This is a genomic window from Acidovorax sp. (assembly GCF_046314175.1).
GTDB lineage: Bacteria > Pseudomonadota > Gammaproteobacteria > Burkholderiales > Burkholderiaceae_C > Acidovorax.
In genome coordinates this window covers 14,513-35,139 of record NZ_JBKBXG010000016.1, presented here as the reverse complement: position 1 = coordinate 35,139, position 20,627 = coordinate 14,513, and the positions used below count along the sequence as shown (strand labels likewise).

20 protein-coding genes are annotated in these 20,627 nt (G+C 65.7%); 13 read left to right on the top strand and 7 right to left on the bottom strand.

The window, feature by feature from the left end; all coding sequences use genetic code 11:
* Positions 1 to 306: 306 nt before the first annotated feature.
* Positions 307 to 894 carry a chalcone isomerase family protein gene (locus ACK4OE_RS06495; protein WP_409883849.1) on the top strand — a complete coding sequence of 196 codons (588 nt, stop codon included), beginning with the start codon at positions 307 to 309 and terminating at the stop codon, positions 892 to 894.
* Between the two features lie 275 nt (positions 895 to 1,169).
* Positions 1,170 to 2,822: a methyl-accepting chemotaxis protein gene (locus tag ACK4OE_RS06490; protein WP_409883848.1), complete on the top strand. Its 1,653-nt coding sequence runs from the start codon at positions 1,170 to 1,172 to the stop codon at positions 2,820 to 2,822.
* 25 nt (positions 2,823 to 2,847) lie between these two features.
* Here ACK4OE_RS06490 and gph read toward each other — a convergent pair whose 3' ends face one another.
* From gph to ACK4OE_RS06475, 3 genes are all read right to left on the bottom strand, one after another.
* On the bottom strand, positions 2,848 to 3,567 hold the full coding sequence (gene gph / locus ACK4OE_RS06485; protein ID WP_409883847.1) for a phosphoglycolate phosphatase: 720 nt from the start codon (positions 3,565 to 3,567) through the stop codon (positions 2,848 to 2,850).
* A gap of 87 nt (positions 3,568 to 3,654) precedes the next feature.
* Positions 3,655 to 5,196, bottom strand: a complete 1,542-nt coding sequence (locus ACK4OE_RS06480) for a hypothetical protein (protein ID WP_409883846.1) — start codon at positions 5,194 to 5,196, stop codon at positions 3,655 to 3,657.
* A gap of 2 nt (positions 5,197 to 5,198) precedes the next feature.
* Positions 5,199 to 6,539: an SPFH domain-containing protein gene (locus ACK4OE_RS06475; RefSeq protein ID WP_409883845.1), complete on the bottom strand. Its 1,341-nt coding sequence runs from the start codon at positions 6,537 to 6,539 to the stop codon at positions 5,199 to 5,201.
* A 228-nt stretch (positions 6,540 to 6,767) separates the two neighbouring features.
* On the opposite strand from ACK4OE_RS06475, the gene ACK4OE_RS06470 reads away from it, so the two are divergent.
* The 3 genes from ACK4OE_RS06470 to ACK4OE_RS06460 all read left to right on the top strand — a co-directional run bounded on the left by ACK4OE_RS06470 (position 6,768) and on the right by ACK4OE_RS06460 (position 10,147).
* On the top strand, positions 6,768 to 7,487 hold the full coding sequence (locus tag ACK4OE_RS06470; protein WP_409883844.1) for a response regulator transcription factor: 720 nt from the start codon (positions 6,768 to 6,770) through the stop codon (positions 7,485 to 7,487).
* The gene (locus ACK4OE_RS06465) at positions 7,484 to 9,613 is read left to right on the top strand and encodes a sensor histidine kinase (RefSeq protein WP_409883843.1); all 2,130 of its coding nucleotides are present in this window, start codon (positions 7,484 to 7,486) and stop codon (positions 9,611 to 9,613) included. The genes ACK4OE_RS06470 and ACK4OE_RS06465 overlap by 4 nt, the downstream gene beginning before the upstream one ends.
* Before the next feature lie 138 nt (positions 9,614 to 9,751).
* On the top strand, positions 9,752 to 10,147 hold the full coding sequence (locus ACK4OE_RS06460) for a hypothetical protein (protein WP_409883842.1): 396 nt from the start codon (positions 9,752 to 9,754) through the stop codon (positions 10,145 to 10,147).
* Between the two features lie 46 nt (positions 10,148 to 10,193).
* Here ACK4OE_RS06460 and rpe read toward each other — a convergent pair whose 3' ends face one another.
* Positions 10,194 to 10,874 carry a ribulose-phosphate 3-epimerase gene (gene rpe, locus ACK4OE_RS06455; RefSeq protein ID WP_409883840.1) on the bottom strand — a complete coding sequence of 227 codons (681 nt, stop codon included), beginning with the start codon at positions 10,872 to 10,874 and terminating at the stop codon, positions 10,194 to 10,196.
* Between the two features lie 88 nt (positions 10,875 to 10,962).
* On the opposite strand from rpe, the gene apaG reads away from it, so the two are divergent.
* The 4 genes from apaG (at position 10,963) to ACK4OE_RS06435 (ending at position 15,980) form a co-directional block, all read left to right on the top strand.
* Positions 10,963 to 11,370 carry a Co2+/Mg2+ efflux protein ApaG gene (gene apaG / locus ACK4OE_RS06450; protein WP_409883839.1) on the top strand — a complete coding sequence of 136 codons (408 nt, stop codon included), beginning with the start codon at positions 10,963 to 10,965 and terminating at the stop codon, positions 11,368 to 11,370.
* 67 nt (positions 11,371 to 11,437) lie between these two features.
* Positions 11,438 to 13,438, top strand: a complete 2,001-nt coding sequence (locus ACK4OE_RS06445; RefSeq protein ID WP_409883838.1) for a site-specific recombinase — start codon at positions 11,438 to 11,440, stop codon at positions 13,436 to 13,438.
* Between the two features lie 165 nt (positions 13,439 to 13,603).
* A complete protein-coding gene (locus ACK4OE_RS06440) occupies positions 13,604 to 14,866 on the top strand; it encodes a cation:proton antiporter (protein WP_409883837.1) in 1,263 nt (420 codons plus the stop codon).
* The gene (locus ACK4OE_RS06435) at positions 14,856 to 15,980 is read left to right on the top strand and encodes a YbdK family carboxylate-amine ligase (protein WP_409883836.1); all 1,125 of its coding nucleotides are present in this window, start codon (positions 14,856 to 14,858) and stop codon (positions 15,978 to 15,980) included. Before ACK4OE_RS06440 ends, ACK4OE_RS06435 begins: the two co-directional genes overlap by 11 nt.
* On the opposite strand, the gene ACK4OE_RS06430 is transcribed toward ACK4OE_RS06435, so the two are convergent.
* The gene (locus ACK4OE_RS06430; RefSeq protein ID WP_409883835.1) at positions 15,937 to 16,308 is read right to left on the bottom strand and encodes a hypothetical protein; all 372 of its coding nucleotides are present in this window, start codon (positions 16,306 to 16,308) and stop codon (positions 15,937 to 15,939) included. The genes ACK4OE_RS06435 and ACK4OE_RS06430 overlap by 44 nt on opposite strands.
* Positions 16,302 to 16,511 (bottom strand): hypothetical protein, encoded by a 210-nt coding sequence (locus ACK4OE_RS06425; protein ID WP_409883833.1) that lies wholly within the window; start codon positions 16,509 to 16,511, stop codon positions 16,302 to 16,304. The genes ACK4OE_RS06430 and ACK4OE_RS06425 overlap by 7 nt, the downstream gene beginning before the upstream one ends.
* A 177-nt stretch (positions 16,512 to 16,688) precedes the next feature.
* Between ACK4OE_RS06425 and ACK4OE_RS06420 the strand changes: the two genes are divergently transcribed.
* The 4 genes from ACK4OE_RS06420 to ACK4OE_RS06405 all read left to right on the top strand — a co-directional run bounded on the left by ACK4OE_RS06420 (position 16,689) and on the right by ACK4OE_RS06405 (position 19,620).
* Entirely contained in the window at positions 16,689 to 17,591 is a 903-nt protein-coding gene (locus ACK4OE_RS06420) for a LysR family transcriptional regulator (protein ID WP_409883831.1), read from the top strand.
* 40 nt (positions 17,592 to 17,631) lie between these two features.
* Positions 17,632 to 18,615 carry a thiamine-phosphate kinase gene (thiL, locus tag ACK4OE_RS06415; protein ID WP_409883830.1) on the top strand — a complete coding sequence of 328 codons (984 nt, stop codon included), beginning with the start codon at positions 17,632 to 17,634 and terminating at the stop codon, positions 18,613 to 18,615.
* Between the two features lie 136 nt (positions 18,616 to 18,751).
* Positions 18,752 to 18,955, top strand: coding sequence for a DUF2892 domain-containing protein (locus ACK4OE_RS06410; protein ID WP_063462336.1), 204 nt, complete (start codon positions 18,752 to 18,754; stop codon positions 18,953 to 18,955).
* A gap of 134 nt (positions 18,956 to 19,089) precedes the next feature.
* Positions 19,090 to 19,620 carry an RNA polymerase sigma factor gene (locus ACK4OE_RS06405; RefSeq protein WP_409883829.1) on the top strand — a complete coding sequence of 177 codons (531 nt, stop codon included), beginning with the start codon at positions 19,090 to 19,092 and terminating at the stop codon, positions 19,618 to 19,620.
* A gap of 21 nt (positions 19,621 to 19,641) precedes the next feature.
* Here the strand turns inward: ACK4OE_RS06405 and ACK4OE_RS06400 are convergent, their stop codons facing one another.
* Positions 19,642 to 20,610, bottom strand: coding sequence for a Bug family tripartite tricarboxylate transporter substrate binding protein (locus ACK4OE_RS06400; RefSeq protein ID WP_409883828.1), 969 nt, complete (start codon positions 20,608 to 20,610; stop codon positions 19,642 to 19,644).
* Positions 20,611 to 20,627 lie beyond the last annotated feature (17 nt).

The following is a 20,627-nucleotide window of genomic DNA, read 5'->3' as shown; positions in this document are numbered from 1 at the left end:
GCCCCGCCGTCTGTCAGTGGGGGGCCACGGGTGCACGCTGGGGCGTTATCGGCCCAGGTGCCATCAGGCGTTCAAAAGGACAGGCTGACGCCAGGGCCAGGCTCCCCGGTCGCTGCAACCTGTGATGAACACGTGGTGAATGAACATGGGGGCAAAGTGTAGCAAAGGTTTTTTCGGGACCCGATTTGACCGCCCTCAAGGTGGGATCGTGCGAGATCGCACAACCCATCGAAAACCCTGTTGCAGGCCCCTCCAAGCGCTGCAACAATTTGAAACGAACGACCGTTCTTTTTTAAGGATCTGCGCATGAAATTCCTGAAGCAATGCGTTGTGACTGCCAGCGCCTGCTTGTTGGCCGCCAGCGCCATCGCCCAGCCCATCACAGTGGCTGATGTGAAGTACGAAGAGGTTGCCAACCTGGGCGGCAGCACGCTGCAGCTCAATGGTGCAGGGGTTCGCTACAAGGCCGTTTTCAAGGTGTACACGGCGGGCTTGTACCTCGACAAAAAGGCGGGCTCGCTGCAGGAAATAGCCGCCCTCAAGGGCCCCAAGCGCATGAGCATCACCATGCTGCGCGAGATTGATTCCACCGAGCTGGGCAAGCTGTTTTCGCGGGGTATGGAGGACAACATGGACCGGGCCGCGTTCTCCAAACTGATCCCCGGTGTGCTGCGCATGAGCCAGATCTTCTCGGACCACAAGAAGCTGCAGGCGGGTGACCAGTTCATGATTGACTGGGTACCCGGCACCGGCACGGTGATCACCGTCAAGGGCAAGCCCCAGGGCGAGCCGTTTAAGGAGCCCGAGTTCTTCAACGCGCTGATGGGCATCTGGCTGGGCAATGTACCTGCTGACTGGAAGCTCAAGGACGCATTGCTGGGCAAGCCGGCGTAGCACCGCGCAGCTACGGGGGCAAACCCCTACCGAACTACGCCCCGGGCTGTCGCCCGCCCGACTGACGCAGGCCTGGTCAGGGGGTATCTTCATTCGAACCCCCAGCATCACAACACCCCTGTTCCTTTTGTCCCGACAACATACGACACCCCGCTGCGCGCAACCCGCAGCGCCCGGTGCCACGGCCTGAGCTCTGGCGCTACCCGCGCCCCACGACGCGCCGTCTGTCACGCACTTCATCTTTGCCCCCAGACTCCTTCCGCGCCAGACACACCATGAAACTCAGCAACCTTTCCGTCGGCCTGCGCCTGGGCTTGTCCTTTGGCGCCATCCTGCTCATCACGGCCCTTCTCGCTGCCACTGGCATGTGGCGCATTGGCGGCCTGCAAGCCGCGAGCGAACGGGTAGCCACGCAGGAGATCGAACAGCAGACCCTGGTAGAGGACTGGGCGTCGGACATCCGCCTGAACTGGGTGCGCACCGAGGCCTTCCTCAAGGCCATTGACCGTGACTACATGGACAAGCTCACGGCCGACACCCAGGCCACCGCCACCAGCATGGATGCCAAGGTCAAGCGCATCGAGGCACTGGTGCAGGACGACAAGGCGCGCAGCCTGCTCGCCACCATTGCCATCGCCCGTACCGCCTACAACGACAAGCTCACCGAGATCCGCGAACTGCACCGCGGTGGCGAGCCCAACGTGCCCTCGATGGTGGACAAGGACTTGCGCCCTCTGGCCGACCGGTACCTGAAATCACTCGACGATCTGCGCACCAGCATGGCCACCCAACTGTCCGAAAGCCAGGCCGACACCAGCACCCTTGCCAAAGCCAGCCAGGTGCTTCTGGGCGTGGGCACGCTGGTAGCGGTGGCCATGGGCGCGCTGCTGGCCTTTACGGTTACCCGGTCCATCGTGCGCCCCGTGCAGCAGGGCAAGCAGGCGGCCGAGAACATTGCCGACGGCGACCTGACACACCCCATCGATGCCACGGGCACCGACGAAACCGCACAGTTGCTGCAGGCCCTGGCCACCATGCAATCGCGCCTGGCCAGCATCGTGGGCAATGTGCGCCACAACGCAGAAGGCGTGGCCACGGCCAGCGCCGAGATCGCGTCGGGCAACAACGACCTGTCGGCACGCACCGAGCAACAGGCCTCGGCGCTGGAAGAGACCGCAGCTTCCATGGAAGAGCTGGGCTCCACCGTGCGCCAGAACGCAGACAACGCGCGCCAGGCCAACCAGCTGGCCATGAACGCATCCACCGTGGCCAAACAAGGCGGCGAGGTGGTGGCGGAGGTGGTGGACACCATGAAGGGCATCAACGACAGCAGCAAGAAGATTGCAGACATCATCAGCGTGATCGACGGCATCGCGTTTCAGACCAACATCCTGGCGCTGAACGCCGCGGTGGAAGCCGCCCGCGCCGGGGAACAGGGCCGAGGCTTTGCGGTGGTGGCAGGCGAGGTGCGCAGCCTGGCCCAGCGCAGTGCCGAAGCGGCCAAAGAAATCAAGGGACTGATCGGCACCAGCGTGGAGCGCGTGGAACGCGGCACGGCCCTGGTGGACAAGGCGGGCGCAACCATGTCCGAAGTGGTCAGCGCCATTCGCCGCGTGACCGACATCATGGGAGAGATCAGCGCCGCCAGCAGCGAACAAAGCTCGGGCGTGTCGCAAGTGGGCGAGGCCATCACGCAGATGGACCAGGCCACGCAGCAGAACGCTGCGCTGGTGGAACAAAGCGCTGCCGCAGCAGACAGCCTGAAGATGCAGGCGGGTCAGCTGGTGGATGCGGTCGCGGTGTTCCGCCTGTCCTCGGGTGCCGGGGGCTACAGCGCCGCACCTGCTCAGGGTGGCTCGTCGCACGGTGCCAACCCCTCGGCGCGGCTGGACTACCGCAGCGTGGAACCGCGACAGCTTCCCGCCTGACAAAGGGGCACCCGACGCCCCGACCTCAGCGCAGTTGCTTCAAGGAATCCACAAACCTGTCAGCATCCACGCCCCGCACCGGCTGGCCGTGGTTGTAGCCGTAGGTGACCAGAACCACCGGGCAACCCGCCGCCCGCGCGGCCTGCGCATCGTTGCTGGAATCACCCACCATCAACGTGCGCGCCCGGGCGGTGCCCAGCGCTTCGCAGGTCTTGATGAGGGGCAAGGGGTCGGGCTTCTTGCGCTCGAATGCGTCGCCGCCAAACACCATTTCAAAATACCCGCCCAGCCCCTTGGCCTTCAGCAAGGGCAGCGCAAAGCTCGTGGGCTTGTTGGTCAGGCAAACCAGACGAAGCCCGCGCGACTGCAGCACCTGCAGCCCCTCCTCCACCCCCGCGTACACCGCTGAAAACTGGCCGTTGATGGCCAGGTAATGGCGCTGGTAGCTGGCCCAGGCAGAGGGATAAATTGCTTCAATATCCATAGCATCCAGCGCTCTACCATCAAGCGTTAGCACGTGTTTTAGCACTGAACGCAGCAAATGCTCGGAGCCTTTGCCCACCATGTGCTCTATGTGCTGCCCATCGATGGACGGTAGCGCCAACTCGCGCAGCATCCGGTTGATGGCCTCGTTGAAGTCCCCCATGGTGTCCACCATGGTGCCGTCCAGGTCCACGATGACAGCGTCCACACGGGACAGCAGGGGCGGCAGGGAAGGCAAGGCGGCGGCAGAAGGTTCTGGCATGGGTTGAACAGGGTTTGGAAGATCGGATCAGTCACCAAGTTTAAGGAACTCAAGGAATGCCGCCCCGGGCCTCCCCACGCCCACCGATCACCTCAGGCTCAGCGTCTGGCGCTTCCAGGCCGGGTCCTGCCAGCGCTGGAAGAGCGGCAACGCAGCCACGTCGCCGGTCACACGTTCTGTGGTCAACCCGTTAAGGTGCACCACCTCAAAACTCTTGCGGTAGCGGCCCTGGCCCCGTGCCTCGCGCGCCACTAGCATCTGCTGGCCGCCCGGCACCCAGCCAGCCCATTCGGCCACACCGGTTTCAGGCGTGGTGGCGGCGGGCGGCAACACGTCCACCAGCCAGCCACCGTCCGTCTTGCGCAGCACCCACAACTCGCGCCATCCTTCCAGTGGCTGCACGGCAAGCGCCACGGCGGTGCCTTCTCGGTTGACGCTGGCCGAAGCCGACCACACCACGCCATACGTGCAGCGGCGCAGCAGCGGTTCTTTTGCACTGTTGCGGGCATCCACCAGCAAGACACAGGTTTCGCCGGGTGCTCCGGGCTCGGTCACCAGCGTAGGGCGGGATCCCGTGGTCGCCGTGGTCTTGGTGGTGGCTGCGGCGGGGACAAGGGCCCAGCGCACCGCGCTCACCCGCATGGCGGCGTCGTTGTACGCGGGTTGGTCTTCATCAGGCAAATCAACTTTGCTGACGCCCGCAAACTCCGCCAGGGCCCGGGCTGCGGTGGCAGCCACCGCCGGTTCGCCGACAGCCTTGCGCGCCTGCTGAAACGCCATGCCACTCCACACACTGGCCCGGCGCATTTGCACGCGGTTGCGCAGGTACGACGGCAGCGCGGACACCTCGACACGCTCCAGCACCTGGGCCTGCCACTCCTGCACCTTGGCGCGCTCATGCGCAGCCAGATCGGGGTTGATGCATTCGGGGCGTGTCAGCGCCAAGGCCGCTCGGGCGCGCTGATCAGCGTCGGCCGAGGGCATGGCCAGAACGCGCCGGAACGCTTCGCCGTCGTAGCAGACCTGCATGCGCCCATCCACCTCATACGATGCAAAGCGCACGCCATACCCGTTGGCCACGTCCAGATGGGCAGAGAGCGTCGCCCCCGAGGCGCCTGACGCCTTGCCCGGCATCGCAGCCGACGCGCGGCGCGCCAACCGGTCGGCCAGTGTGCCCAGTGCGTCAAACGCCTGGGCGCCCTCCTCTCCAGACACGGCCTGGGCAGGCGCAGCCTGCAGGTACGCTGCGGTGAGGCCTACGCCCAGCGCCTCGGCGCCCGGCGTGTCGCGCACAAAGCGCAGCACAGACAACAGCGCGGGAGCCTCAGCCTCGGTCAATGCCACACGGCGCACGTCGGTGGCGCGGATAAAGCCACCGCGTTCGCGCTTGTGGTCCCACACTTGCAGGTAGTCCAACCGCTCGCCGCGCACCTCCAGCACTTCGCCCTGCCACAGGCTGGATTGCTGTTGTGCAGAATCGCGGGGTGCTGCGCGCAGGCTGGCCTGGTCCTGTACAACGATGGCGCTGCCGAAGGTTGTTCCAGCGTACGCTGGCAGTGCGGATGCCGTGGCCACCATGGTGGCGGCAGAGGCGATGGCTGTCAGCAGCGTGATCAGGGTGCGCTTCATGTTCATTGCTCCGTCGCTTGCGTCATAGACGCATCGTCAGCCGATGCCTGCGTGGCCATGGCCTGCGCATTGCGGTTGCCACCGAGTAGCGCGGCGCCTATGAAGTCCCCATTGGTAGGAGGCGGCGCGATGATGACCTGGATCTTGTCCGAGAGCTTGTCGGCCAATGTTTTCTGGATCAGCAGCGGATGGCGGGTGACCAGTGCGCCTTCGCGCGCCATTTGCTCGGCGTTGACCTTGCCGATGCGGTCCATGCGGTAGGCCTCGGCTTCGGCCAGCTTCTGGCGCGCATCGGCCTCGCCACTGGCTTCGATGCGGCGGGCCTGGGCACTGCCTTCGGCCGCCTTGATGCGCGAGACCTTTTCGGCCTCGGCCTCCAGCTGGCGCTGCTCGATCTGGCGCTGCTTGAAGGGCAGCACGTGTTTCATCGCTTCTTCCTGGGCGCGGGCAGCAATCACCTGCTCACGGGCCGCTGCCTCGGCGGCCACCTCACGGCGCACCTTGTCTGCGTTGGCGTCCAGCTCGGTCTCCTTCACGCGCTTGTCTTTAAGCTCCAGCGTGTACCGCATCTTCTCGGACGCCAGCTCTTCGGCCAGCAGGCTGTCCATGCCCCGGCGGTATTCCACCGGCAGGTCCACCTTGCCGATCTGCACGCTGCGCAGCAGCACACCGTCGGCCGCCAGGCGGGTGCGCAATTCAGATTCGATGATCTGCGCGATCTCTGCACGTTTAGATGAAAAAATCTCGCGCACCGTGTAGCGCGCAAATACCTTGTAGACCAGCCCTTGCACGGCAGGCGCAACGATGTCTGCATCCACATCGTCGGGCAGGTTGCCCGCAGTGGCGGCAGCAGAGGCGGGGTCCAGTGCATACCGCACGCTCAGGTCCAATCCAAAGGAGAGGCCTTCCACCGATTGCAGGGGCGCTCCGCCATTCGCCTGGCGCATGGCTTCGGGCCGGTAGCTCTGGTCACGCAACGAGAAGACGCGCACGCTGTGCAGGCCCGGCACCACCCACACGCTGCCGTTGCGCCACTGGCTGACCGAGCCAGTGAGCTGGTTCATGCGCAAGCCCAGTTCACCCTGGCCCAGGTGCTGCACCGGTGGGTTGCGCACCACCACCAACCCGGCCACCACCACAGCAGCCCCCGCAGTCATCCAGCGCACGGTGCGCGCGGTGGGCAGCAGATACAGCCAGTTGATTCGGCTCTCGTTGCCCACCACCGTGGCGGCGTGTGCGTGCAGCGGCGCGTCATTTATGGTCGTTTCGTCATGGGCATCCAGGGGGTGGGTGGTCTTGCGGCCTCTGAGGGCTTGGACGATGCGGTTCCAGGTGGCGTTCATGGCGGTTTTCTCTCTCTCGGTTTGGGCGGTTGTTCTTCGGATCTGAGCGGCCGTTCCTGGCGACTCATTGGGAGCTGATTCTTCGGATTCCTCCCGGAAGCAACAACGCAGCGCCCACGCCAAAGGCCTCACAACGGCCGAGCGAACACTCCCGCCGCGGAAGAAAAACTCACACCGGCGGCAACGCCCGGCCGGGATAATCCGCCCACCTCCACCGCAAAGCGCCCCATGACCCGTATCGCCGTGATCGAAGACGACCTGCCCACCAGCAACCAGCTGGCAGGCTGGATTGCCAGTGCAAGGAGCGGCATCGTGATTGACCAGTGGTTCACCCGCGACGAGGCAGAGGCCGCACTGGCCCGCGAGCACTACGATGCGGTGGTGCTGGACATCGAACTGGGACGCGAGAGGCATGCGGGCGTGGCCTTGATCAACGCCATCAACAAGCGGCGCCAAGGCACGCCGGTGCTGGTGGTGTCGGCCATGCCTGCCGCCATCTACCGCAGCATCATGAAAGCGCTGGACGCGTGGGACTACCTGCAAAAAACCACCTTCGAAGAGGCCGACTTCATCGAGACGTTTCTCGACATCCTGCGCACCACGCAAGCCAGTACGACAACTGCAACGCCCACCGCGCCCGAAAGTGATGCGCTGATGCTGGACCCGCTGTGGCAGCGCACCCCCACCTGGCGCGGAGAGCGCATCAACCTGCCCCTCACTGCACAGCGCATCCTCGCCACCCTGCACCAGCGCGGCGGCGAGGTGGTGTCGTACGAAGATCTTTTCGATGTGGTCAAAAGTGGACGCAACCGCGACAACGTGCGCAAGCATGTGAGCACCATCCGCGAGGCCCTGCGCGAGGTGGACCCCACCTTCGAAGGCATCGAAAACGTTCCCATGCGGGGCTTTAGGTGGGTAGGACTGCCTGCGGCGAGCAAACGCGCATGAAGCGATTGCTTCGCCCCACGCTGGAAATGCCGCGCCTGGGCTTGCCCGCGTTTCGCTTGCGGATTCTGGTGCGCAGCGTTTTTGTGCTGCTGGCAGCGGCCACGCTGTTACTCAGCGTGGTGCTACTCAAAGAGGAAAAAGAGCGCGCGTGGCAAAGCTACCAGCGTGGCTTTGAGCGTAGCCAGTCCGAGGTGATGGCACGCCTGCGCCACCCCTCCGGCCAGCTGGCACTGCTCAATGCGCACAGCCAGGGGCAAGGCACCACACCGCTCGCCCCGTTACTGCTGCCCTACTCGGCCATCGACTTCGATGACCAGAACAAGGCGCAGCAGGCGGTGGAGATGGCCGGATGCTCGGTGCAGTACCCCCATGGAGCGTCGGTGTGTGCGGCGATTGGCAACAACCCCTATGCGGGCGGCTTCATTTACCTGGTGGGCAGTTTTTATGCGGGCGAACTGGTGCCGCGGGAGCGCGGCGTGCTTGCGCTGGACACAGTGCACCGTGCGCGCGTATCGCTGGATATGCGCGGCACCACCCACCGCTGGGTCGCGCCATTTGAGGCCCTGGCGCCCCAGGGCACCGTCAGCACGCGAGGGCGTTTGACCGGGTTTGTGGACAACGGCACCGACGCGCTGGACATCCGCGCACGCCCCGTGCGGGACTTTCGGGGCTGGTTGTGGCAAAACGGTCAGTGCCGCGACCTGGCGGGTTCCGTCCCCGACTGCCAGCGCCGCACGTTCTATTCCATCCGCTTACCGGTGGAGCTATTCCGCGAAGCGCTGTTTCAGAAGCAGCCCCTGGTATGGCCGCCCGAAGACCTGGGCACCATGCGCGTGCGGGTGGAGATGCTGGCACCCGGCGCCACACCCGCCTTGTTTGACAGCAATGCCCCCGGCGCCCAGCCCGCTGCATCGCTGGCCGACGTCGCGCGCACACTGCTGCCCGGCGAGCGCGTGCAGATCCGCAAACTGGGCGCCAGCGACAGCGATGCCATCACGCTCAAAGGCGCCGAGGTGCAGGCCGGGCCCTCGGCTCCCTGGCTGATTCGCCTGATCAGCTGGCTGCCACTGGACATGCAAGGCGCGGCAGCCGATGCCAAGACCCAGGAAGTGCCTGCGGGCCTGGACATTCTGGACACGCCCACGGGCAACTACGCCATCACGTTCACCGGTAACCTGCGTGGCGTAGAGCAGGGACTGGCCGCAGTGGCCACCCGCATGTCGTGGTACCTGGGCGCCATGCTGGCGGCCATTGCATTGGCCTGGCTGGTGGTGGAAGTGGGTCTGATCCGCCGGGTGACCGCGCTCACCCGCCGGGCGGCGGCGGTGTCGTACAACGTGCAGGAGGGCCACATTGGCCCGCGCCTGGGCGACCTGGATGTGTCGGACCTGCGCGGTTCGGACGAGCTCGGCATTCTGGCCGGTGGGCTGGCTGACCTGCTGCAGCGCGTGAAGGACGACCTGCAGCGGGAACAGCTGCGCGCGCAGCAGGAGCGTGACATGTGGCATGCCGTGGGTCACGAGATCATGTCGCCCCTGCAGTCGCTGATGGTGCTGCATGGTGGCCCCGGCGACCCGGGGCACCGCTACGTGCAGCGCATGCAACAGGCGGTGCATGTGCTGTACGGAACGGCCTCACCGGCCGAAGCACTGCAGTCGGCCGATGTGACCCAGGGGCGGCTGGACCTGGACGCCTTTTTGCGGCACGTGGCCGACAACGCGCATTTCGCAGGTATCGAAAACGTGGTGTATGAAAGCGGTGCGGGCCCGGTCATCGTGCGGGCCGATGAGTTTGCGTTGGAGGATGTGGTGACCCATATCCTGCGCAACGCCGACCGCTATCGCCCATCGGGAACAGCCATCGAGCTGACACTGACGGCGTCGGAGTCCACCGCGTGCGCGACGTTGCGCAACCAGGGAGCGACGATTGCAGACGATTTGATGGGGCGCATTTTCGAGCTGGGCGTATCGGACCCTGGCGCGCCCGGCCCCGCAGGCCACAACGAGCACCGCGGGCAGGGCCTGTTTGTCGCCAAGACCTACATGGCCAAGATGGGCGGCACCATCAATGCGCGCAACACGGCCGATGGCGTGGCCTTTTCGCTCACGTTTCAGCGCCTGGGCTGACCGCGCGGGAACACCCAAAGAGCAAGCAACAAGGGCGCCCACGCGCACGGTACGGGTCGGCCCTGTCCGACAGTGCCGCACTGATGATGGGCCTACGCTGCATCGATACCAATTGCGATTTTCGCAAGAAGCTTTTCGATGACACGCCACTCTTTCCTCGCCCCCGCCCTCACTGCCGCCCTGTTGGTATTTTCGGCAGCCACTACAGCACAAACCGCAGCGCCAGATGCACGCACGCGCTATGAACAAGAGCGCGAAAAATGCATGACCAATAACACCCAGGACAGCGTGGCCACCTGCCTGCGCGAAGCCAACAACGCACTGGACGCTTCGCGAAAAGGTGACCTGAGCAACCCCGGCCCTGCGGCCAGTGACAACGCTACGCAGCGGTGCAATGCGTTCCCAACGGCCGCCGAGCAAGCGGAATGTATGCGTCGCGTGCAGACACCGGTCAGTGGTTCAGTCTCGGGTGGTGGCGTACTGCGCGAATCGACAACGACGACCATCGTGCCCGCGCCTGCGCAGCGCCAATAACCGCGCTTCAGGCTGCGACTTCAGCTGTTGGCGGCAAGACCCACCATCAAGCGAGCTGAACGCGCATGGCGTCAATCACGCCTTTGTAGTCGGGCTTGCCAAAGATGGCACTGCCCGCGACAAACGTATCTGCCCCTGCATCCGCCACCTGGCGGATGTTGTCCGTTTTGATGCCGCCATCCACTTCCAGCCGGATATCCTTGCCGCTGGCGTCGATGCGCTTGCGCACGGCTTCGATCTTGCGCAAAGCGGAGTCAATGAAGCTTTGGCCGCCAAAGCCGGGATTCACGCTCATGATCAGGACCAGATCGATGTCATCGATCACCCAGTCCAGCACGTCCAGCGGCTCGGCGGGGTTGAACACCAGCCCGGCCTTGACACCCTTGGACCGGATGGCCTGGATGCTGCGGTGCACATGGCCTGAGGCGTCCGGGTGGAAGCTGATGTAGTCGGCGCCAGCGTCTGCAAATGCTGCCGCCAGCGCGTCCACGGGCTGGATCATCAGATGCACGTCGATGGGCACTGCGGCACCCGCAGCCGTTTTGGCATGCGGCTTGAGGGCCTGGCACACCATGGGGCCAAAAGTCAGGTTGGGCACGTAATGGTTGTCCATCACGTCAAAGTGGATCCAGTCGGCGCCAGCGGCAATGACATTGCGCACTTCTTCGCCCAGGCGGGCAAAGTCGGCAGAGAGGATGGAGGGGGCGATTTGGAATGTGCGGCTCATCCCCCGATTGTCGCAAAGCGCAGAAGGCCTGGGGTTTTACGGCCTGGGCACGCACCTTTGGCGAATCTCCACGGTTACCATTCGCCCCATGCCAAAGTACCAGTTTGACGTGGAAGTGCTGCCCGAATACCTGCCCGAGCAGTCTGCGCCGGACACCGGGGTGTTCAGTTTTGCCTACACCATCACCATTTCCAACGCCGGGGACACCCCGGCACAGCTGATTTCGCGGCACTGGATCATCAGTGACTCCCGGGGCCATACCGAGGAAGTCAAGGGCCTGGGAGTGGTTGGCCAGCAACCACTGCTCAAACCGGGCGAGTCGTTCCAGTACACCAGCGGCTGTCGCCTGCGCACCTCCAGCGGCACCATGCATGGCTCGTTCCATTGCGTGGCCGAAGACGGTGAACTCTTCAACACCCCGGTTCCGCTGTTTGTGCTCGAAGCCATCAGCCACGGCCCCTCGCGCGAACCGCTGAGCGGGCGGGTGCTGCATTGAGCAGAACTACTCACTCAGCCGCCACGCCCCCCAAGGGGCGCCCTTTTCATCTTGGGGCGGCCCTGCGATGAAAAAACGCATCACGGCCGACCTCCCTAGCCTGCTGGCGGCGCTGGACCCGCAGGCCGACTTGGCGCATAGACACCTGTGGCTTATTTACTTGCTGGACTGGGTGCGCGGCAAGCGCGACTCGGTGCCCGCTGCGGTGGGCCGCGTTCAGCTTTTCCTGGACGCCGTCGAGGCGCGGCCTGACATTCAGCTGCGGCTTCAGGCGTGGTGGGCCACCCTCGTGGACCAGGTCGACATCACCACCTTGCTGGCAGATTTTGGCTTTGCGCCGCGCACCGCGCTGGTGAGCGAGTTTGCCGAACGCCTGCGCACCAAGCTGCTGCCTGGCAGCCCGGAGACCATCGACGCGTCGGAGCTTTTCATGCTGGCGCTGCCCAGCGAGTTCGATGCACAGTGGCTGACCGCGCTGGACGAAACCCAGCTCACCCGGCTCGTGGCCCTGCTGGCACCGCCGCCTGACGCACCGGCGAATGGCATCGGTGCATCGCGATGGCACAAGGCGCTGCTTGACGCCATCACCTACTGCGCAGGCCAGATTCTTTCGACCGGGTTTGCACCGGAGTTGCGGCTGCGCATGAGTGAATCGGCGCGCGACGCCCAGCCGTTTCATGCCCTGATCCGCGACGTGGAGGGCCTGCGCGTGGAAGTGGTACATGCACTGCGCACGCCAGACCGCCTCAATGACGCCGCGCAGCGCCTGCGCGAGCGGCTCGAAGCCTGCCGTGCAGCGGCATCCACCGTCTACACCCACTTCGAATCCAACGGTATTTCGGTGGGCCTGGTGTTTCGCCTGCGGCAGCTGCGCGAGCGCATCCTGCGGGTGCGCGAGCTGCTTGACTGCCTGCTGTCGCCCAAGCCTGCCGTGACCGCCGCACGCCTGATGGCGCACCTCGTGATGGTGGGGCAGGACCGGCGCAGCCTGCGCTCGCTGCTTGCGTCCAATTCCTCACTGCTGGCTGCCAAGGTGGCAGAGCGCAGCGCCGAGACGGGCGAGCACTACATCACCCGCAACGGCACCGAGTACCGCTCCATGTTCCGCAAGGCGGCGGGGGGCGGCGCCGTGATGGCAATCACCACCATGGCCAAGTTCGGGCTCTACGCACTGGCACTGTCGGCGTTCTGGGGCGGCTTCTGGGCAGGCGTCAACTACGCCACCACCTTTGTACTCATCCAGTTGCTGCACCTCACGGTGGCCACCAAGCAACCGGCCATGACCGCGCCTGCCATGGCGGCCAAGCTCAAGGAACTGGGCGCCAGCAACGCCATTGAATCGTTTGTGGATGAGATCACGCACCTGGTGCGCTCGCAGGTGGCGGCCGTGCTGGGCAATGTGCTGGTGGTGTTCCCGGCGGTGCTCGGGCTCGCTGCGCTGATTGCGCTGGCCACCGGCAGTCCGGCACTGAGCGAGAAGCAGGCTGAACACGTGTTCGAGTCGCTGCACCTGCTGGGCCCTTCGCTGTTCTTTGCTGCCTTCACGGGCGTGCTGCTGTTCGCCTCCAGCATCATCGCGGGCTGGACGGAAAACTGGTTTGTGCTCAACCGGCTGGACTCGGCCATGCACTACAACCCGCGCATCACCCGCGTGCTGGGCGCAGACCGGGCAGCGCGCTGGGCGGGCTTCCTGCGCGCCAATCTCTCGGGCCTTGCTGCCAACATTTCACTGGGCTTCATGCTAGGGCTGGTCCCTGCGTTTGCAGGGTTTTTCGGGTTGGCCCTGGATGTGCGCCATGTCACACTGTCCACGGGCCAGGTGGGCGCCGCTAGCGCGGCACTCGGCCTGGAGGTGCTGCACCTGCCTGCCTTCTGGTGGGCCGTGGCGTCACTTCCGTTGTTGGGCGCGCTGAATGTCACGGTCAGTTTTTATCTGGCATTCAGTTTGGCGCTGCGTGCCCAAAACGTGAGCGGCGTGGACCGTTCGCGCATCTACGCAGCCATCCGTGCGCGCATGCGTGCGGCGCCCTTGAGCTTCTTCATGCCTGAGCGCCGCCAGGCCGCGTAAGCGGCCCCGGCCGGCAGAAACAAGCGCCGCCCCTGTCCTACAGGGCGCCCTTGTGTCTGCATGTAAATTCAGGCTCCGTCTGGCCCGCACCCTTCTCTGGAGGCCGTGCGGACCTGACTCTCCACACACCGGGCATGTCCCGTCTGACGCAGAGGTCCCCAAAAAATGAATGAAATCCTGAGCTTCTGGGCGCAATGGTTGCGCCCCTCGGCCGGGCTGCCTACGGTGCAATGGTCGCTACTGCTGGCCGTGGCCGCCATGGCGGGCTACCTCACCCAGCGCCATACCGGCCTGCCCAAGGTGGTGGGCTACTCGTTGGTGGGCACGGTGGCGGGCCTGGCAGGCTTCAGCGGTGCCGTGTGGCCGCTGCAGGGCATTGGCCTGTTTCTGCTGGAGCTGGGCATTGCCATCGTGCTCTTTGAATGCGGCGGACGCATTCCGCTGCGCTGGTTCCGCCACAACCCCATGGTGCTGGTGCAAAGCATTGCCGAATCGGTACTGACCTATTTTGCGGTGTACTGGGTGCTGGTCTGGCTCAACCTGCCCACCCAGGTCGCCGGACCGCTGGCCCTGGTGGCACTGGCCGCCTCGCCCGCTGTGCTGACACGTGTGGTGGCCGACACCCGGGCTGCTGGCCCGGTCACCGAGCGCGCCATTGTGCTCACCACCTTGTCAACGCTGTACGCGCTCACCCTGGGCAGCGCCAAGGCAGAGCTGATCAACCGCCAAAGCGTGACGCTGATGGAAACCGTGTACCCCGTGGTGGTGGTGCTTGGCGTGTCCATCGTGGTGGCCGCCGTGCTGGCACTGATGCTGCGCATGGCCCTGCGCTTCATGAGCCCCACCAGCGAAAACACCTCCATGCTGTTTCTGGCCCTGGTGGCCGCAGGCACGGCCGTTGCAGCGCACATGGGCGGCTCGGCGCCGCTGGCCGCTCTGCTGGGCGGCATGCTGCTCAAGCAACTCAACCCGCGCCCCTGGGCATGGCCGCGCCAGCTGGGCAATGCGTCATCGCTGCTCACCATGCTGATGTTTGTGCTGGTGTCCACGGTGGCTGCGCAGGCCGACTGGAGCGCCCCCGTGGCAGGCGTGGTGCTGGCGTTGATTGTTGTGCGCCTTATCGCCAAAGCCACCGGCGTGGCACTGGGCAACGTGGGCAGCGGAGCCAGCTGGAAGCAGGCGCTGTGGGTAGGCTGCGCGATGACGCCCATGTCCTCGATTGCGCTGTTGATCGCCTCGCAATTTGTGCTGGCATCCCCGTCCACCGGACACGTGATTGCCGGAGTGGCGCTGCCCGCCATCTTGCTGATGGAGGTGTTGGGCGCCGTGATTGCCACCGTGGCCATCTACCGTGCGGGCGAGAGCTCCAAACCCTGGGCTCCACTGACACGCAGCAGCAACAACGGAGAAAACACCCGTGAGTCTTGAAGCCTTCAACCATTCCGAACCTCTAACGCTGGGCGTTGAGCTGGAGCTGCAACTGGTCAACACCAACGACTACGACCTGGCCCCTTACGCGGACGACATGCTGCGCCTCATGGCCAAGACCCCGCTGCCTGGCAGCGTGGTGCCGGAGATGACGAACAGCATGATCGAAATCTCCACCGGCATTTGCCACTCCAGCAGCGAGGTGCTGGGCCAGCTCACACCGATTCGCGATGCCCTGGTACGCAGCGCCGACAAGCTCAACATCGCCGTGGTGGGTGGCGGCACACACCCGTTTCAGCAATGGCATGAACGCCGCATTTACGACAAACCGCGTTTTCGCGAGCTGTCGGAGCTGTATGGCTACCTGTCCAAGCAGTTCACCATTTTTGGCCAGCACGTGCACATCGGTTGTCCCGATGCGAACGCCGCGCTGCTGATGCTCCACCGCATGAGCCGCTACATCCCGCACTTCATCGCGCTGTCGGCGTCCAGCCCTTACGTGCAGGGTCAGGACACGGCGTTTGACTCGGCACGGCTGAACTCGGTGTTTGCCTTCCCGCTGTCGGGTCGCGCGCCCATGGCGCTCACGTGGGACGACTTCACGGTGTACTTTGACAAGATGACGCGCACGGGCGTGGTCAAGAGCATGAAGGACTTCTACTGGGACATACGCCCCAAGCCCGAGTTCGGCACCATCGAGATCCGCGTGTTCGATACACCGCTGACCATCGAGCGCGCTGCAGCGCTGGCGGGTTATGTGCAGTCGCTGGGCGCCTGGTTCCTGGCCGACCAGCCGTTCATGCCCGAGGAAGACGACTACCTGGTCTACACCTACAACCGCTTCCAGGCCTGCCGTTTCGGCATGGACGCGGTGTATGTGGACCCGGCCACGGGCGACCACATGCCGCTGCGCGAGCACATCCTCAAGACCATGGACAAGATCGCCGGGCACGCGGCTGTGCAGGGCGCGTCGAGCGCCATGCACATGCTGCGTACCGAAGTGGAAGCGGGCCAGAACGACGCGCGCTGGCTGCGCCAGCGGCAAAGCGAAGAGCAGTTGCTGGCAGAAGTCAGCCGCCAGGCCGCGCAGCGCTTTCGCGGGACGCGCACTTAACTCGCCACCACACGCAGCCCGGCTGCGCCTGCCGCCGCGCCTGCTGTGTGCGCCCGCCGTAGCCCCCGTCGGTGGCAGGCAGATCCCGCGCCACCACATCGCTCGCGTCGGCCAGTACCCCATCAGCCGCCAGCTGATGCGGCAGCTCGGCAAAAGCGGTGTTGATGATCGCCGCCTTGTCATCGGCGAAGTTGGCGCCCGGTGTGATGCTGATCTCCAGCAAAGGCGGTGGGCTGCAGCGCCGCCCGGCCGCCCATGTGCCACAGCGCGGAGCATGCGCCAGGTTCTGGTTGTGCGCTGGGTACTGCAGTGGCGCAATCTTCAGCACTGGGTTTGGCAGGACCCCTCCTGCGTGGGCCGCGGCGCTGCGGGGCTGCGGCCCCGCCGGGCCAACCACGCCACAGGGCGCCAGACCGCAAGGGCCACCGCAGCCGCAAAATCGCCCAGCGCCTGGTTGCGCAGCCGGTGCGCACACCGCTGGGCAGCGTCAAGCCTTCTCTGGTGTTCATAGGGGGCACGTTCGGTGTTCATGGCAAGTCCTTTGGGGTTGCTTCAGGGTGTGAAGTGACTGTAGGCACACCCCTGCCCCGCGGAAACCGCACCGCCCGCAAGACCGTTTTGCGCCCCCTGCAATCCCCTCGGCGCCCCAGCCAGCGCACAAAATCCCAGCAATCCGACATCCCCAAAGCCCACCGCTACCATTGCCCGATGCGCGACCTCCGCTTTGAAGACATGCACCTGTTCGTCCGTGTGGCCGACCTGGGCTCCCTGTCGGCCGTGGCGCGCGAACGCGACGTGCCCGTGAGCCAGGTATCGCGCACCTTGGCGCGCATCGAAAAAGCCAGCGGCGCACGCCTCATTCATCGCAGCACACACGGTCTTACGCCCACGGCGGAGGGGCAGACGTTTCTCGACTACTGCCGCCGCATCACCAGCACGCTCGATGATCTGGAAGGTGAATTCGCGGGCCACAGCGGCCAGCCCAGCGGTTGGGTCCGCGTCGCGTCCAGCACGGTGGTGGCCGAGCACCTGCTGATCCCCAGTTTCGAGAGCCTGCAGCAGCATCACCCCTTGTTGCGGGTAGAACTGCTTGTGGACGACCGCATGGCCGACATGGCGCGCGACGGGATCGACATCGCCATCCGCACCGGCCCCCCGCTGACCGACACCGTGGTGGCGCGGCCGCTGGGCACGCTGGCCCGGGGGCTGTACGCCACGCCCGCCTACCTGCAGGCCCATGGCCGGCCCCAGCACCCCGACGAGCTGCACCAGCACCGGCTCATCACCAACAGTGCGGTGACCCTGCTCAACCACTGGCCGTTCATCATCGACGGCGCCCCGCACACGGTGGTGGCCGATGGGCACTGGCGGTCCGGCAACACCGCCACCACTGCGCGCCTGGCGCTGCAAGGGCTGGGCATTGCGCGGCTGGCGACGCTGGTGGGAGACCCCCTGGTGCGCCAAGGCCTGCTGGAGCCCGTGCTGGCGCCCTGGGTCGACCCCCAGCCCGGCCCCATCCACGCCATCACCCTGACCCGCAGGCACAGGCTGCCCAAAATACAGGCCTGCATTGACCACTGGGCGCAATGGTTCGCGCTGCACGCCCAATGACCTGCCACCTGCAACCTGCACATTCCCAAAGGACCACCCCATGGGGGAATTTGACCTGATTGCCCGCTACTTCACCCGCCCTGCGCGCCCTGGCGGCGCTGTGGCCTTGGGCGTGGGCGATGACTGTGCGCTGCTGGCGCCTGCGCCCGGCATGCAGCTGGCCATCTCCAGCGACATGCTGGTGGAGGGCCGCCACTTCTTTGCCGATGTAGACCCCGAGGCCTTGGGCCACAAGGCGCTGGCCGTGAACCTGTCGGACCTGGCAGCCTGCGGCGCACGCCCGCTGGCGTTCACGCTGGCCCTGTCGCTGCCGCGCGTTGATGAACCCTGGCTGGCCGGATTTGCGCGCGGCATGTGGGCGCTGGCCGATGCCCATGGCTGCGAACTGGTGGGGGGTGACACCACCCAGGGCCCACTCAACATCTGCATCACCGTGTTTGGCGAAGTGCCCCCCGGCCAGGCCCTGCTGCGCAGCGGTGCCCGCCCCGGTGACGACATCTACGTGAGCGGCACCCTGGGCGACGCCCGCCTGGCACTGGAGGCGCTGCTGGGCCACACCACCCTGCCCGCCGACGTCTTGGCCCACGCACGCCAGAGGCTGGAGCGCCCCACGCCGCGCGTCGCCCTGGGCCTGGCCCTGCGCGGAGTGGCCAGCAGTGCGATGGATGTGAGCGATGGGCTGCTGGGCGACCTGTCGCACATCCTCAAGGCATCCGGAGTGGGTGCGCAGATCGACACCCACATCACATCAAAATTGATAGCTGCAAGCGCTTACTCATCAAGCGCTAACGGCCAATTTGACCCTGAAATTATCCACCAATGCACCCTGGCGGGCGGCGACGACTACGAGCTGGCATTCACCGCCCAGCCCGCGCAACGTGACGCGGTGGCCGCTGCATCCCACACCAGCGGCACGCCCGTCACCCGCATCGGCACCGTGCAGGCCGGGCCCGGCCTGCAGCTGGTGGACGCGCAAGGCCAGCCGGTAGACAACCGCTACGCCTCGTTTGACCATTTTCGGTAGCGGGCAGCAGGGACCGGCGGGTTTGGCAGCGACTTTTTTTTGCAAAGCATGAATCCTTTTGCGAAACCCGCCGCTCTTGGTGGATGAGGCGCCTGTGTTGGCGCCTTGTCTAACTCACCCCAGGAGCTTTTTCACCATGCTGTACCGCAAGAACATCACCCGCCCCGAAAGCCTGCTGCGCGTTGTCGGGGGCGTCGCTCTCATCGCTGCAGGCCTGTGGTGGCTGTCCGCATCGCCTCTGGGCCTGGCATTGGCTGCTTCGGGTGTTGGCAGCATCCTGAGCGGCGCCTTTGGCTACTGCCCCGCCTGCGCCATGGTAGGCCGCAAGCCTGTCGAGTGACATGAAACGCCTCGCCCCTGAGTCGCCTTGCGCTTTGACCCCCGCTGTCACGATGCCCGCGCAGGGCTCGCGCCGGTTTCCCGGGCTGCGGGTGGTGCAATGCACTGTGGAGAACTAAACCCATGGGCAACCCCATGACCCCACCCACACTCGCCCAGTTGCTGCCCGCCGCGCGCAGCGGTGACGCTGGTGCGATGGAGCAGCTGCTGCGCCTGACCCGCCCCGACATCCGCCGCTATGCGCTGCGCCACTGCGCGGCCACCACGGCCACCGATGATGTGGTGCAGGAAGCGCTCATCATCGTGTACCGCCGCGTGGGTGCGCTGCGCGAGGTGGCGGCGTTTGGCGGCTGGGTGGTGCGCATCGTACAGCGGCTGTGCATGCGCCCGGCGCTGGCCTGGCTCAAGGGCGAGCCGCTGGCGCAGGTAGAGGATGCGCTAGCCTGCTCCCACCGCCCCGACCACGAATTGCGCCACGACCTGGCCCTGGCCATCGACTCGCTGCCGCCCAAGTACCGCGACGCCTTGCTGATGCGCGACTTTGAGGAGCTCACGATTGAAGAGATGGCCGACCGGCTGGGCGTGACGCGCGAGGCCGCCAAGAGCCGCCTGCACCGCGCGCGGTCGCTGGTGCGAGAGTATTTGGTACCTCCCGCGCCGCGTTGATCGCGGCGGTTCGGCAAAGGCTCACTCCGGCTGCAGGCCAATCTTGCGCACCACCGCACCCCAGTGACTCACCTCGTCGCGCATGAAGGACCGCAATTCGTCGCGCGTGGAGCCCTTGAGGTCGATGCCCAGCGTGGTGAGCCGCTCGCGCGTGGCGGGGTGCTCCAGCGCTGAGATGGCCTCCTTGCGCAAGCGCTCGATCACTTCGATGGGCGTGGTGGCGGGTGCCACCAGCGCCCACCACTGGTTGAACTGCATGCCTGCCAGGCCCGCCTCGCGGGCGGTGGGCACCTGCGGCATGGCGGCCAGGCGTGTAGGCCCGGTGGTCATCAGCACCGATATCTTGCCCGCCCCCAAAAGCGCGCTGCCGCTGGCCAGCGTGGCAAAGTGGCCCGCCACCTGCTCGGCAGCCACGTCGGTCAGCGCGGGCGCCGAGCCGCGGTACGGGATGGGGTTGGTCTTGAGCCCGCCGGCACCGGCCAGCAGCTCGGCCGACAGGTGGCTGATGGACCCGTTGCCGCTGTGGGCCAGCGTGACCGGTGTGGAACTGGCGCGCCCGTCTCTCAAGAATCCCTTGATGTCGCCCGTTTTGTATTTGCTGCCGTTGACGAACAGCAGAAGTGGCGAGGTGCCGACCAGCGAGATGGGCGTGAAGTCCTTGAGCAAGTCGTATGGCAGCTTGGCCGTGACGGCTGGCGCAATGGAGTGGGGCAGTTCAACGAGGGCGATGGTGTACCCGTCGGGCGCTGCTTTGGCAGCGGCCTCTGTGCCAATGCGCCCGGACGCGCCCGACCGGTTGTCCACGATCACACTCTGCCCCAGCGATTCGCCCATGCGCTGCGCGATGGCGCGGGCAATGGCATCGGTACTGCCGCCCGGCGCCCACGGCACGATCAGCCGCACTGGCTTGTCGGGGTAGGCGGCCAGGGCACTGGTGGCCACAAGGCAGGCGCAGGCTCCAAGCAGCGCACGGCGAAACAGGTTGGTCATGGCGAGAGTCCTTGGTG

Coding starts and splice junctions, on each gene's coding strand:
- rpe (WP_409883840.1), bottom strand. CDS start 10,874: ATGAGCCGCACATTCCAAATCGCCCCCTCCATCCTCTCTGCCGACTTT.
- apaG (WP_409883839.1), top strand. CDS start 10,963: ATGCCAAAGTACCAGTTTGACGTGGAAGTGCTGCCCGAATACCTGCCC.
- ACK4OE_RS06475 (WP_409883845.1), bottom strand. CDS start 6,539: ATGAACGCCACCTGGAACCGCATCGTCCAAGCCCTCAGAGGCCGCAAG.
- ACK4OE_RS06420 (WP_409883831.1), top strand. CDS start 16,689: ATGCGCGACCTCCGCTTTGAAGACATGCACCTGTTCGTCCGTGTGGCC.
- ACK4OE_RS06495 (WP_409883849.1), top strand. CDS start 307: ATGAAATTCCTGAAGCAATGCGTTGTGACTGCCAGCGCCTGCTTGTTG.
- ACK4OE_RS06480 (WP_409883846.1), bottom strand. CDS start 5,196: ATGAAGCGCACCCTGATCACGCTGCTGACAGCCATCGCCTCTGCCGCC.
- ACK4OE_RS06405 (WP_409883829.1), top strand. CDS start 19,090: ATGACCCCACCCACACTCGCCCAGTTGCTGCCCGCCGCGCGCAGCGGT.
- ACK4OE_RS06425 (WP_409883833.1), bottom strand. CDS start 16,511: ATGAACACCGAACGTGCCCCCTATGAACACCAGAGAAGGCTTGACGCT.
- ACK4OE_RS06465 (WP_409883843.1), top strand. CDS start 7,484: ATGAAGCGATTGCTTCGCCCCACGCTGGAAATGCCGCGCCTGGGCTTG.
- ACK4OE_RS06445 (WP_409883838.1), top strand. CDS start 11,438: ATGAAAAAACGCATCACGGCCGACCTCCCTAGCCTGCTGGCGGCGCTG.
- ACK4OE_RS06460 (WP_409883842.1), top strand. CDS start 9,752: ATGACACGCCACTCTTTCCTCGCCCCCGCCCTCACTGCCGCCCTGTTG.
- ACK4OE_RS06440 (WP_409883837.1), top strand. CDS start 13,604: ATGAATGAAATCCTGAGCTTCTGGGCGCAATGGTTGCGCCCCTCGGCC.
- thiL (WP_409883830.1), top strand. CDS start 17,632: ATGGGGGAATTTGACCTGATTGCCCGCTACTTCACCCGCCCTGCGCGC.
- ACK4OE_RS06490 (WP_409883848.1), top strand. CDS start 1,170: ATGAAACTCAGCAACCTTTCCGTCGGCCTGCGCCTGGGCTTGTCCTTT.
- ACK4OE_RS06470 (WP_409883844.1), top strand. CDS start 6,768: ATGACCCGTATCGCCGTGATCGAAGACGACCTGCCCACCAGCAACCAG.
- gph (WP_409883847.1), bottom strand. CDS start 3,567: ATGCCAGAACCTTCTGCCGCCGCCTTGCCTTCCCTGCCGCCCCTGCTG.
- ACK4OE_RS06400 (WP_409883828.1), bottom strand. CDS start 20,610: ATGACCAACCTGTTTCGCCGTGCGCTGCTTGGAGCCTGCGCCTGCCTT.
- ACK4OE_RS06410 (WP_063462336.1), top strand. CDS start 18,752: ATGCTGTACCGCAAGAACATCACCCGCCCCGAAAGCCTGCTGCGCGTT.